Below are 12,803 nucleotides of genomic sequence, written 5' to 3'. Positions count from 1 at the left end.
GACAAACTCGCCATCGGGTTATTCGGGAAAGAGCACCCGCAGGTGCTCGCTGCGGGCCAGGGACTGGCAAGCCAGCGTCCAGCCCTGGTCTATCTCCTGCTGGTCAAGGGCATCGTTGCGCAACATCTGCACCTCACCCCGTTCGACCGTGCACATGCAGGTTGCACAGGAGCCGACCAGACAAGAACTTGGCGGGCTCAGGCCGGCCCGGCGCATGGCGTTAAGCAGGGTTTCACCTTCGGCGCAGGGCACCTCGAACTCTTCACCGTCCAGGCGCACCGAAAGCTGGCTGCTCGGGCGGCGGGTATCGACAGCTGCCGGCACTGCGACTTCGCCCTCTTCGGGCAGCGAGACAAAGCGCTCGACATGGACCTGCGCACTCGGCATGCCTAACGTCTGCAGGGCAGCGACGGCAGCATCCATGAACGGTCCGGGGCCGCAGATGAACGCCTCGGCACTCGCGAACGGGCGCGCCAGTTCGGCCAACTGGCTCACCGACGCAATGCCCTGCACCGAGTCGAGCCAGTGGATCACTTGCAGGCGCTGTGGGTGCGCCCTGGCCAGGGCCTTGAGCGAGTCACGGAATATCACCGACGCTTCGTCGCGGTTGGCGTAGATCAGCAGAATACGCCCAGTGCCCGCCAACAGCGCCGAGCGCAGGATGGACAGCACCGGGGTGATGCCACTGCCGCCGCCGAACAGCAGCAGGTCGGTGTCCAGCTGGCGCGGCACAAACACCCCGGCCGGCGCCAGCACCTGCAAGGTATCGCCCGCCTGCACGGCGTCACAGAGCCAGTTCGAGGCGCGCCCATCGCGCACCCGCTTGATCGTGACCCGCAATGGCTCATCGAGCAGTGGCGTGCTCGACAGAGAGTAACAACGCGGCAACCACCCCCCCTGGTGAGGCACACGCAAGGTCAGGAATTGCCCTGGTCGATAGCGCAAGCGCTCGGCAAGCGCTTCTGGCACCTCGAACTCCAGGGAGCGGCTGTCGGCAGTCTCTTCAATCACGCGGGTTACACGTACTGACAGGTAATCCAGGCTCATATCAATTGCTCGCTGGGTTCGATTTCGATGTCAGCCGTGGCCGCCGTCAACGACCGTCCGGCACGTCGCCCGGAAAACACACAATCGGCCAGCGACAGGCCGCTGACGTACAAATGGCAGGGAATGCCGATGGCGGTACGGCCGGCGGCGTACAAACCGGGTATTGGCAGGCCTTCAGGGCCCAGCACCGCGCCGCTGTCTTCATTGACCTTGAGGCCGCCCAGGGTCAACGCCCCAAGGGGGAACAAGGGGTTGCTGACAGAGATGTCACAGGCATAGTAAGGGCCCTGGTCGAGTACCTGACGGCTGCTTTGCGACTTGCCAAAGGCATCCTCGGCGTCCCCCCGGGCAGCTGTGTTGTAGGCTTGCAATGCGCTGCGCAATACATCCGCGCGCATGCCCGTGGCCTGGGCCAACTGCTCGATGCTCTGGCCTTTGCGCACACCGCGCAGCATCAGCAGCAATGCCGGCAAGCTCTGGAACCACCAGTAACCGTCGAACAGCGCTTGCTTGATCGACTGCTTGCGCAGGCGTGCGTCCAGCACCAGCCAGGCCTTGCCGCCCTGCTCTTCACACAGGGGCTGGCCCAGGGTGGCGCCGTAGACTTCTTCGTTGACGAAGCGCTGCCCGAGGGTGTTGACCACAATGCCCTTGGGCCAGCACAACGGTGGGTTGATAAAGCGCCAGGCCGACACCCGCTGCAGTCGGTCGCTGACCCCACCGACACTCACGCCCAGGCGTACGCCACTGCCATCGCAGCCGGTCGCGCCGACTTTGAAGTTGCGGCGAAACTTGGGGGCATGCTCGCTGACCATCTCGCGGTTGAAGATGAAGCCACCGGTGCTCAGCACTACGCCACGCCGGGCGCGTACCAGCCGCGGCCGGGCAAAGTCGAGTTCCAGCTGGTGCACGCGTTTGCGCAAGGTATCGCAGTAGCGCGGGGCAAAGTTCTGCAGCCGTTCGGCACGCGCAGCCAATTTGGCATGCAACCGAGCCTGGGCACTGCCGGCCGGCAGGCACCACAGTTCCACGCCGACGACCCTGCCCGTGTGATCCCTCACCAGACGCCGGGCAGCGGACTGAACTTGCGGCCGCACACCGTTGCGCAGGCAAGCCGCCTTCAGCTGCGCGTACAGCACCGCGCCACATTGGCCCCTGCCTACCGTGCGATGGCCACGCGGGGCCGGCGGCAACTCGCTTCGGTGCGACGGCACCAGCTCATTGCCGGAGTAATACAGAAACTGGCCATCGGCTGGATACGAGGTTTTGCCACCGGGCGGCATGCTGTGGGCATAGGGCACGCCATGCCCCTCCAGCCAGGCCAGGTTGCTGGCACTGTCCTGGCAAAACCGCCGCAAGGTAGCATCGTCGACCACACCCTGGGTTTCGTGCTTGAGATAGGCGAACATCGCTTCGGGCGTGTCGCTGAACCCAGCGGCCTGCTGCTGGCGGGTGCCACCGCCGGCGTAAACCACGCCACCGCTTTTGGCACTGGCACCGCCGCCGGTAAAACGGTCGGCGACCAGCACGTCAGCACCCTGGGCGCGGGCCTCAAGGGCGGCGCAGGCACCGGCCGCCCCCCAGCCGATCACCAGCACATCACAGTGGTCATCCCAGAGCATGGCGTCGGCATCGGCCACCTGCAATGCCGGCTGGATATCGGTACATGTCGATTTGACAGCGGCTGGCATGGCAATTCCTCAACGGTTGGCAGCAATGTGATAGGCCGCGATATAGCCGAACGTCATGGCCGGCCCCAGGGTGCCGCCCGCACCGGGATAGCTGGTGCCCATGACCGACGCCGAGCAGTTGCCAATGGCATATAGGCCAGGAATGACCTCGCCGTCCTGGCTCACAACCTGGGCGTGTTCGTTGGTCAATAGCCCACCTTTGGTGCCGATATCGCCAGCGTCCAGGCGCATCGCGTAGTACGGCCCCTTGCTCAGGGGCGCCAGGCACGGGTTGGGTTTGACGTTGCTGTCGCCGTAATAACGGTCGAACACGTTACCGCCACGGCCGAAGTCGGCATCGACGCCGCTGCGGGCGTAGGCGTTCATCTTCTGCACGGTCTGCTCGAGCCCTGCGCGGTCGACGCCGATCTGCGCCGCCAGCGCCGCCAGGCTGTCAGCCTTGAAATACAAGGTATTGAGCCATTCCTTGCGCAGTCGGCTGTCGGGCATGACCTGGGCCGGCATCAACGGCCCCATGGCGTAGTTGAAGCGAAAATGGCCGTCGAAGATCACCCAGGATGGGATCGACTTGCCGCCGGTGTGCTGGTTGTCGCGGTACATGGCGTCGACAAATTCCAGGTACGGCGCTGCCTCATTGACAAAGCGCCGGCCCAGGCTGTTGACCACGATGGCACCAGGGAACGCCCGCTCGGCAAATATCCCACGGGGTTTTTCTTCGCCGGGCACGGTAATGGTCGGCGCCCACCAGGCCCAATCCATCAGGGCGGTCGCCGCACCCAGTTCGATACCGGCTTGCAACGCAGCACCGGTGTTGTTGCCCGGTGGCGTGGCGCTCCAGTCACGCAGGGTGGGCTGTGGTAGGTAGCGCTCGCGCAAAGCCTGGTTCTGTTCAAACCCCCCGGAGCCGAAGATCACCGCATGGCGGGCATGCAGCTGCAGCGTCTGCCCGTCACGACAAACCTGCATGCCAATGACCCGGCCGTTATCGGTGATCAGGTTCTGAAAGTCGGTGTTCAACCACAGTGGGATGTTGCGGTCCATCAACGAGCGGCGTAGCGACGCAACCAGCGCACTGCCCAAGGCCGCGCGGCGGTCGCGCCGGCTTTTGCGGCGCCATTTGAAGTCGAGCTTGTAGCGCAGCATCAGGCCGAGAATCAGCAGGCGCCAGCCAAAGGAGCGCGACATGGCCTTGTGCGCGTGCCGGGCGGTCCAGGCGATGCGCCCCATCAGCAGTGTCGAGGGTGACGGTGTGCGCAGGTTGGCCAGTTCATCACCGAGCAGGCTGGTATCGAACAGTTCCGGGTCGAGGGTGCGCCCCCCGGCCAGCGAGCCTGGCAGTTGCGGATAGTAGTCCGGGTACTTCGCCGCCACGGCGTAACGCACATGGCTGTTGTCCACCAGGGCCCGGATCATTTGCGGCGCGTGCTTGACGTAGGCACGCAAGCGCTTGTCATCGCCATGCTCACCGGTGGCAGCTTTGAGGTACTGCAGGGCCAGCTCCACACTGTCGCCACCGCCTTTGGCGGCAAAGTAGTGGTTATTGGGAATCCAGATGCCGCCGCCGGAGATCGCCGACGTACCGCCGAACTTGTCGCTTTTCTCGACAACCAGTACCGATAGACCCTGCTCGGCAGCAAACAGCGCCGAGGTCATCGCACCGGCACCGGAGCCGACGACGATCACGTCGTAGTGTGAAACAGGCTGAGCTTTAGCTGTCATTGTTGTTGTGCCTTGGCTGTGATCGGAAATTTCCCGGCGTGCCGGCCAGGGGTGCGCATACCCGGGCCTGCAGCTAGGCCCGGGCACGGCTCATACGTAAGGATCAGGGTTGGGCAGGCCCAGTTGCACGGCGCCAAGGCTGCGGCTGAAGGCCATGTAGTTGTTGGCGATATGCCCACGTGCCTGGTGCAGGTCGCGGAACAGGCGCGCCACGGGGTTGGTGTTATAAAGCCCGGAAGCGGCCATGCAGCGCAGCAGTTCGTTGACCTTCTCGGCGCAGATATTGGTGACATAGGAGGATTGGTAGCGGTACAGCAGACGGGTTTCCACATCCGGGTACTCACCCGCTTCGGCCAGCGCCATCAGGTGCGCGTAGTTCCGCTCCAGTACCAGCCGCAGGCTGTCGACGATGATCGTCGCCTCGGCAACGGTGGTTTGCGCCACCGGGTCATCGGCGGTTTTCATGCCGTGCTTGCCGATGTGCGCAGCGGCATTGGCACGAAATTCGTTGATCGCCCCCTGCAAGGCACCGATGGCCGATGAGGACACAGCGCGCGTGAACACCTGGGCGAAAGGAATGGCATAAATCGGATTGGTGTTCACCAGGCGTCCTGGCGTCGCGTCCAGCGTGCAGTTATTGGTGCGTTGCACGCGGTGTGCCGGCACGAAGGCATCTTCGACCACAATGTCGTGGCTGCCGGTGCCGCGCAGGCCCAGCACGTCCCAGTTGTGCTCGATACGGTAGTCGCTGCGCGGGATCAGGAAGGTGCCGTGCTCCGCTGCACGGTCGCCATCGGCGGGCAGCACCCCGCCAAGGAAGCACCATTGGCAGTGTTCGCTGCCGCTGGAAAAGCCCCAGCGACCACTGATGCGATAACCGCCTTCGACCACGGTTACCTTGGCCACGGGCATGTAGGTGGACGAGATCAGGGTGGTATGGTCCTGGCCCCATACATCGCGCTGGGCCTCGATCGGGTAGCGCGCCAGCTGCCAGGGGTGTACGCCCATCACGCCATAAATCCACGCTGTGGACATGCAGCCCTCGGCGAGGATCATCTGGATTTCGAAAAACGTCCGCGGATCGACCTCGTAGCCGCCAAACGCACGTGGTTGCAAGGCCCGCAACAAGCCGGCCTGTTGCAATTCGAAGATGGTTTCGTCCGGTACCCGGAACTCGCGGTCAGCGCGCGCGGTGCGGCTTTTGAGGGCGGGCACCAGGCGCCGGGCGTGTTCAAGCAGTTCGATTTCTTCCGGCGTTCTTACTCGCATGCTGTCCATCCGTTCGTTCTCCCAATCTCGTTGCGCGGTTGCGCGAGTCTTGGTTGATGATCGAATGCAGCAGGCGAATATTCATCGTCAAAGCGGACTAGGGAAACACGGTACGGCGCCGTCCCTGGCGCCTTTCAGGCTCAGATCGCGGCGCGCCTGGCGGCCCACGGGCGGTCCTGCTCCAGCTGCGAGGCCAGGCGCAGCAGCACGTCTTCCCCGCCCAGGCGAGCGGTGAACATCATGCCCACTGGCAGGCCGCTGTCACTCATGCCCAACGGCAAGGAAATAGCCGGCTGGCCGCTGACGTTGGCCAGCACGGTAAACGCGGCACTGCCCATGGCCTTGCGGGCGTAACTTTCGTAAGGCTGGTTGAGCGAGAGCTCGCCCAGGGCCGGCGTCAGGCTGGCGGTGACCGGCGAAAGGATCACATCAAAGCGCTCGAACTGCTGTTCCATGGCCATGCTGATGTCTTCGAACGCATGCCGGGCACGCACTACCCCCTCACCCGTGGCTTTCGCTGCACGCTCCAGCACACCAAAGGTGATGCTTTCCAGATCCTGCGGCCCCAACGCGCGGCCCAGGGCTTTCTCCCGGTCATTGACCGTGACCAGCAAGGAGTTGCCGATGGCAACGCCGTGGGCGCCGAACAGCTGCTGGGCCTGAATCGGCAAGCGCAGTTCTTCCACTTCGTGGCCAAGGCCCAGCAGTTGCTTGATGGTGTCCTCCAGAACCTTGGCAATCGCCGGGTCCAGCGGTGCCCCGGTCAGCGATTCCCGCACCAGTGCAACCCGTAAACGGCCCGGGTCACGGCCCAGCTCCTCGACGTAGGGACGTACCAGCGGTGAGCTCCAGTACGGGCTCCCTGGTTCGTGACCCTGACCGGCATCAAGAAACAACGCGGTATCGCGCACGCTGTGCGAGACCATGTTGGCGACACTGGCGCCAAACGAGCCTTCCAGGCGGGCCGGCCCGCTCGGCGTGCGGTAGCGTGTCGGCTTGAGGCCGACCAGCCCGCAGTAGGACGCCGGGATCCGGATCGAGCCGCCACCGTCGGTGGCATGGGCGACCGGGACGATACCGGCGGCAACCGCCGCGGCGGAACCACCGGACGAACCACCCGAGCTCAACGCCAGATTCCAGGGGTTGCGGGTCTGCCCCCATGCCAACGACTCGGTGGTGGTGGTCAGGCCGAACTCCGGGCTGGTGGCTTTACCAAAAGGCACTGCCCCGGCGGCTTCATAACGGCGGATCAAGGTGCTGGTAACGCTCGAAGGGGGCGCGTCCTTGAACAGCCGGCTGCCGTTGCTGGTGGTCGTGCCCTGCAAGTAGGTGTTGAGGTCCTTGAGCAGGATCGGCACGCCCGCCAGCGAGCCCTGGGTCAGGGTGCCGGCCTTCTGCCTGGCCGCCAGCAACGCGCGGGCATAATCGTCATGGCGCATGTTGACTGCGTTGATCTTCGGGTTGACCAGGTCACAACGGGCGAATGCTGCGCCGAGCAAGTCTTCGGCACTGAAGTGGCCGGCCTGCAAGCCCTTGGCCATGGCCCAGGCATCCAGGCCCAGGTAATCGCTGGCCGACAAGCCGCCTGCGGCCCGGGCATCGGCAAAGCGCCCCAGTAGCCCGACGCCCAGCGCCACCGCGCCGGCCTTGAGCACCTGCCGGCGCGGCCATCCGTCAGCGGCGTCGGCACCCGCTGGGGCAAGCGTGTCGGCCAGTGGCAATGCGTTTTTTTCCATGTGCAGAATTCCGTTTTTTATTGTGTCTGTTCGATTCGCTCAGCGCGCCGGTGTCCCCGATCAGTCCGGGGTGATCTGCGCTTTCATCGCGGCCAGGAAGTGTTCGCTGTAAGGCGGTAGCAGGCCCCATTCACCGCGCGGATCATGCTCGGGCGCCTTGAGTACTGTGCGCAGGTGGCTGAACTCGATAAAGCCTTCGCGACCGTGGTAGTGGCCCATGCCTGACCCGCCAACCCCACCGAACGGGGCATCATGCAAGGCGGCATGCATCATCACATCGTTGAGGGTGACACCGCCGGACAATGTGTGCTCCAGCACCTGGCGCTGCTCCTTGGCGTCGCTGCCAAAGTAGTAAAGGGCCAAAGGCCGCGGGCGGGCGTTGATCTGAGCGATGACCTGATCAACCTCATCAAAAGGCAGAACCACCATTGCCGGGCCGAAGATTTCTTCATGCAGAATCAGGCTGCCTTGCGGCGGGTCGATCACCAGTTGCAGCGGTCGGCGGCGGTTTTGCTCATCAGCCGCTTGCGCGTAGGGCAGGCTCACTACCCGGGCACCGGCTTGAAGCGCCTGCTGAACCAGGTTTTCAACACGGGACAGGTGTTGGGCATTGACCACCGCGACCACGTCCGGGTTGTCGCTCACCTCAGGGATGAACTGGCGGTAAGCGCTGGCAAAGGCCTCAAGAAAGGTTTCCAGCTGCTCGCGTGGCACGTAGACCAGGTCCGGGTTGATGCAGACCTGGCCACTGTTGGTGGTCTTGGAAAGCGCAATACGAAACGCTGCGGTGCCCAGGTCGGCGCTGCGGGCGACGATGACCGGCGACTTTCCGCCCAGTTCCAGCGTCAACGGCACCAGGTGTTCGGCCGCGTTACGCATCACGGACCTGGCCACCGCGGTACTGCCGGTAAACACCAGGTGGTCGAACGGCTGTGCGGTGAAGGCCTGGGCCAGGTCCGCGCCACCGGTGACCACAGCCACTTCGAGCGGATCGAACGCCTCGGCAAACAGCTTCGCCACCAGCGCAGCAGTACGTGGCACCACCTCCGAAGGCTTGAGGATCGCCCGGTTACCCGCCGCCAACGCCGAACCCAGGGGGCTGAGCAAGGTATACAGGGGGGCGTTCCAGGTGCCCAGAATGCCCACCGTACCCTTGGGCTGATACATCACCCAGGCCTCGGCGCCCAGCTGATCGTAAGGGCTGAAGACGGGCCGCGGCTCATCCTGCATCCATCCTTCGAGGTGGTCGCGCGCGTGCTTGAGGGACCCGAGCGAACCCAGCACATCATTCATCAACGAAAAACCCTGGGGCCGGCCGCCAAAGTCCGCATCCATCGCCTCGGCCAGCGCTTCGTGGTGCGCCACCAGCATGTCGATCACCCGCTGGATCCGCGCGCGGCGGGCCACGGCAGTGACAGCCCCTTGAGCGTTGAACGCAGCCTTTTGTTCACGCAGCAAGGCCGACAGCATGTCGACGGAAGAATTTGCACAACTCATTGGTGCCTCCTCAACTGAACAAGGGCCAGCATGTCGCCTCTGTGCCCACCATGGCCGTCGTTGCACGACGCCCTGCCCCGCAAACTAGCCCCAGACCCCGGAGACCGCCTCGTCCAAGTGGACGATCGAGCCAAAAACGTTAGTCCGTTGAGACGATGCAAAGCCCCGTGACGCTGGGAATACTGCCAGCACGCACACTCATTCCATGAGGCCCATCATGGCAACGCCCGCCTGTTTCGACCCTCAAGCGTTTCGCGCCGCGCTCGGCACCTTTACCACGGGAGTGACCATCATCACTACCAAGGCCGAAGACGGCTCGCCCGTTGGCATCACGGCCAACAGCTTCAACTCGGTCTCGCTCAACCCACCTCTGGTGCTCTGGAGTCTGTCCAAGAATGCCCGCAGTCTGCCGGTGTTCAGCGGTGGTCGCCACTGGAACGTGCACGTTTTGTCGACGGAGCAGGAAACGCTGTCCGGCCGCTTTGCCCGCCAGGGTGAAGACAAGTTCTCCGAAATCCAGCTCGACACAGGTATCAGCGAGGCACCGCTGCTGCAAGACTGTACGGCGCGCTTCCAATGCCGCACAGCCTTCCAGTATGAAGGCGGCGACCATGTCATCTTCGTCGGCGAAGTGCTCGCTTTCGACCATAGCGACCGCGCGCCCCTGGCCTTCCAGAGTGGCCAGTACGCTCTGGCGATGCGCAAGCCGCGCAACGAACTGCGCCTGGCAACTACCCCGCCACCGCCCGAGTGCAGTTACACCGAAGACTTGCTCGGCTACCTGCTCGGGCGCTCGCACTACCAGATGCTGTTTGCACTGCGCCGCCTGCTGAAGAACCAGCAGCTCGATGAACACGCGTTCTTCATTCTCTCCACCCTGTGCATTCGGGACAACCTGACCCTGGACGAGATCAACGCCTTCGTCGGCTACACCGGCCATGTGGTCAGCGCCACCAGCATGCGCTTCCTGGAACGCCAGAACCTGGTCGCCCGTGAGCTTGATAATGAGCAGGTCCGCTATGTGCTCACAGCCGACGGGCGGGAGGCTTCGCTGCAGGAGGTGGCCCTGGCCAAAGCCGTCGAGGAGGATATCGCTGCCCGTCTTGGCGCCGGTGATAGCCAGGCACTCAAGGTGTTGCTCAAGCGCCTGATCGCCACCTCCGACCCGGGCTTGCCGGACCTGTGGGCGCCGCGCTAAGCACTGTGTCTTCCCTGAACCATTAGAACAATAAGGACAGCCATGAGCATTCTGCAACGCTTCAACCTCACTGGCAGTGTCGCCATTGTCACCGGCAGCGGCCGCGGCATCGGTCGCGCCATTGCCTTGGCCTACGCCGATGCTGGCGCTGATGTAGTCTGCAGCGCCCGTTCGCTGGCAGATGTCGAGGCCGTCGCCGAAGAGGTACGCAGCCGAGGGCGGCGCGCCCTGGCCCTGAGCTGCGATGTCACCGACAGCGAACAGCGCTGCGCCTTGGTCGCCAACGCCGCCGAACAGCTGGGGCGCATCACCCATCTGGTCAACAATGCCGGGGGCGGCGGCCCCAATGACCCGCTGAAGATGAGCCCGCAAGACTTCGAGCAGGTGTTGAGCTTCAACGTCAGCGCCGCCTATGCCCTTTCACAGCTCTGCGTACCCCTGATGCGCGACGCCGGGGGCGGCAACATCATCAACATTACCTCGGTCGCCGCCCGTTATGCCCAGCGCCATTTCAGCGCCTATGGCACCGCCAAGGCTGCCCTGACTCACCTGACGCGCCTGCTGGCACAAGAGTTTGCGCCGCAGATCCGGGTCAATGCGGTGGCGCCAGGGCCAATCCTGACCGACGCCCTGGCCGGGGTCATGCCCGATGCCATGCGCAAAACGATGGAAAGCAACACCCCGCTCAAATGCCTGGGGCAACCAGAGGACATCGCCGCCGCGGCCCTTTACCTGGCAAGCCCCGCCTCGGCCTGGGTCACCGGCAAGATCATCGATGTCGATGGCGGCGCCGATTCCAGTGTCTGGCCGGGTTGAGGCCTTTTTGCCGGGCGTGCCTGCAGCTGGCCCGGCCTGTTATCCACTTGCCACAGAGCGACCTCCCTATGGATGCGCAACTGATTGAAACACTGGGCGACGAGCTGTTCCATGCCCTGAACGCACGCCAGAGCCTGCCCCCGCTGACCCAACGTTACCCGGCCATCAGCCTTGACGACGCCTACCAGATCTCCCGGCGATTTCTGGCGCGTCGCGAAGCGGTGGGCGAGCAAGTGATCGGCAAGAAAATCGGGGTGACCAGCCGCGCCGTGCAAGAAATGCTCGATGTGCATCAGCCCGATTTTGGTTTTCTAACCGACCGTATGCAGGTTGCCGATGGCAGCGACATCAGCTTTGCTGCCCACCATCTTGTGCAGCCACGGGCCGAAGGCGAGATTGCCTTTGTACTGGGCGAAGACCTGCAAGGTACCGATATCACCGCCAACGATGTGCTGGCGGCCAGCGAGTGGGTTATGCCGTGCTTCGAAATTGTCGACTCGCGTATCGAGAACTGGCAGATCCGCATTCAGGACACCGTTGCCGACAACGCTTCATGCGGTGTTTTCGCCCTGGGCCAGCAGCGCGTCGATCCGCGTGAACTGGACCTGGCCGAGGTCCAGTTGCACCTGTTCAAAAACGGCCTGCCGGTGGGCAGCGGCCTGGGCTCGGCGGTGCAAGGCCACCCCTGCGCCGCCGTGGCCTGGCTGGCCAACACCCTGGGCCGACTGGGCATCCCGTTTCGCAAGGGCGAAATCATTCTGTCCGGTGCCCTTGCGCCACTGGTACCGGTCGCACCGGGTGACTTCGTCAGCCTGTCGCTGAGCGGCATGGGCGAGATGCACCTGAACTTCGTGCCCTGAGCCTGCGGCCGTTCCTTCTTCTGATCGAGAACAATGCCATGAGTAAAAAGATAAAATGCGCCCTCATCGGGCCCGGCAACATCGGTACCGACCTGCTGTACAAGCTCAAGCGCAGTGAAGTACTGGAGCCCGTCTGGATGGTGGGTATCGACGCCACCTCCGAAGGCCTGGCCCGCGCCGCCGCGCTGGGCCTGAAGACCACCAGCGAGGGCGTCGACGGCCTGCTACCGCATGTAATGGAAGACGGCATCCAGATCGCCTTCGATGCTACCTCCGCGTATGTGCATGCCGAAAACAGCCGCAAGCTCAATGCCTTGGGTGTGCTGATGATCGACCTGACGCCAGCAGCCATCGGCCCCTACTGCGTGCCACCGGTCAATCTCAAGCACAACCTAGGCCTGGGCGCGATGAACGTCAACATGGTGACCTGTGGCGGCCAGGCGACCATCCCGCTGGTGGCCGCGGTGTCCAGCGTGCAGCCGGTGGCCTATGCCGAGATCATTGCCACGGCGGCCTCGAAATCGGTCGGCCCAGGCACACGCAAGAACATCGATGAATTCACCCGTACCACCGCTGCGGCCGTGGAACAGGTTGGCGGCGCAAAAAAGGGCAAGGCAATCATTATCGTCAACCCCGCCGAGCCGCCGCTGATCATGCGTGACACCGTGCACTGCCTGACCGAAACCGAGCCTGACCAGGCAGCCATCACCGCCGCGATTGCCGACATGATCAAGCAAGTCCAGCGCTATGTGCCCGGCTACAAGCTGGTCAACGGCCCGGTGTTCGACGGTAACCGGGTGTCGATTTTCATGGAAGTCGAAGGCCTGGGCGACTATCTGCCCAAATATGCCGGCAACCTCGACATCATGACCGCCGCCGCCGCGCGCACCGCCGAGATGTTTGCCGAAGCGATGCTCAAAGGCGAGCTGACCCTGCGTGCCAGCAGCCCACAACCTGCCATCGCCTAAGG

Annotated in this window: 10 protein-coding genes; 4 read left to right on the top strand and 6 right to left on the bottom strand. The window is 63.9% G+C overall.

Annotated features, from left to right (window positions below; translation table 11 throughout):
* Window positions 1-18: 18 nt before the first annotated feature.
* From OZ911_RS14125 to OZ911_RS14100, 6 genes are all read right to left on the bottom strand, one after another.
* Window positions 19-1,047 carry a ferredoxin--NADP reductase gene (locus OZ911_RS14125; RefSeq protein WP_016486821.1) on the bottom strand — a complete coding sequence of 343 codons (1,029 nt, stop codon included), beginning with the start codon at window positions 1,045-1,047 and terminating at the stop codon, window positions 19-21.
* Window positions 1,044-2,738: an FAD-binding protein gene (locus OZ911_RS14120; RefSeq protein WP_016486820.1), complete on the bottom strand. Its 1,695-nt coding sequence runs from the start codon at window positions 2,736-2,738 to the stop codon at window positions 1,044-1,046. Before OZ911_RS14120 ends, OZ911_RS14125 begins: the two co-directional genes overlap by 4 nt.
* Window positions 2,739-2,747: 9 nt before the next feature.
* Window positions 2,748-4,457 carry an FAD-dependent oxidoreductase gene (locus OZ911_RS14115; protein ID WP_016486819.1) on the bottom strand — a complete coding sequence of 570 codons (1,710 nt, stop codon included), beginning with the start codon at window positions 4,455-4,457 and terminating at the stop codon, window positions 2,748-2,750.
* A gap of 90 nt (window positions 4,458-4,547) precedes the next feature.
* On the bottom strand, window positions 4,548-5,735 hold the full coding sequence (locus OZ911_RS14110; protein ID WP_016486818.1) for an acyl-CoA dehydrogenase family protein: 1,188 nt from the start codon (window positions 5,733-5,735) through the stop codon (window positions 4,548-4,550).
* A gap of 131 nt (window positions 5,736-5,866) precedes the next feature.
* Window positions 5,867-7,462: an amidase gene (locus OZ911_RS14105; protein WP_070086825.1), complete on the bottom strand. Its 1,596-nt coding sequence runs from the start codon at window positions 7,460-7,462 to the stop codon at window positions 5,867-5,869.
* Between the two features lie 60 nt (window positions 7,463-7,522).
* Window positions 7,523-8,959, bottom strand: coding sequence for an aldehyde dehydrogenase family protein (locus OZ911_RS14100; protein WP_031312446.1), 1,437 nt, complete (start codon window positions 8,957-8,959; stop codon window positions 7,523-7,525).
* 217 nt (window positions 8,960-9,176) lie between these two features.
* Between OZ911_RS14100 and OZ911_RS14095 the strand changes: the two genes are divergently transcribed.
* The 4 genes from OZ911_RS14095 to OZ911_RS14080 all read left to right on the top strand — a co-directional run bounded on the left by OZ911_RS14095 (window position 9,177) and on the right by OZ911_RS14080 (window position 12,801).
* A complete protein-coding gene (locus tag OZ911_RS14095; protein ID WP_016486815.1) occupies window positions 9,177-10,157 on the top strand; it encodes a flavin reductase in 981 nt (326 codons plus the stop codon).
* Window positions 10,158-10,199: 42 nt separating this feature from the next.
* Entirely contained in the window at window positions 10,200-10,973 is a 774-nt protein-coding gene (locus OZ911_RS14090; RefSeq protein ID WP_016486814.1) for a glucose 1-dehydrogenase, read from the top strand.
* A gap of 68 nt (window positions 10,974-11,041) precedes the next feature.
* The gene (locus OZ911_RS14085) at window positions 11,042-11,833 is read left to right on the top strand and encodes a fumarylacetoacetate hydrolase family protein (RefSeq protein ID WP_016486813.1); all 792 of its coding nucleotides are present in this window, start codon (window positions 11,042-11,044) and stop codon (window positions 11,831-11,833) included.
* Between the two features lie 38 nt (window positions 11,834-11,871).
* Window positions 11,872-12,801 (top strand): acetaldehyde dehydrogenase (acetylating), encoded by a 930-nt coding sequence (locus tag OZ911_RS14080; protein ID WP_016486812.1) that lies wholly within the window; start codon window positions 11,872-11,874, stop codon window positions 12,799-12,801.
* The last annotated feature ends 2 nt before the right edge of the window (window positions 12,802-12,803 follow it).

This window comes from Pseudomonas fortuita (assembly GCF_026898135.2).
Classification (GTDB): Bacteria; Pseudomonadota; Gammaproteobacteria; order Pseudomonadales; family Pseudomonadaceae; genus Aquipseudomonas; species Aquipseudomonas fortuita.
The sequence above is the reverse complement of the archived record's forward strand: the minus strand, read 5'-3'. Positions and strand labels throughout refer to the sequence as shown.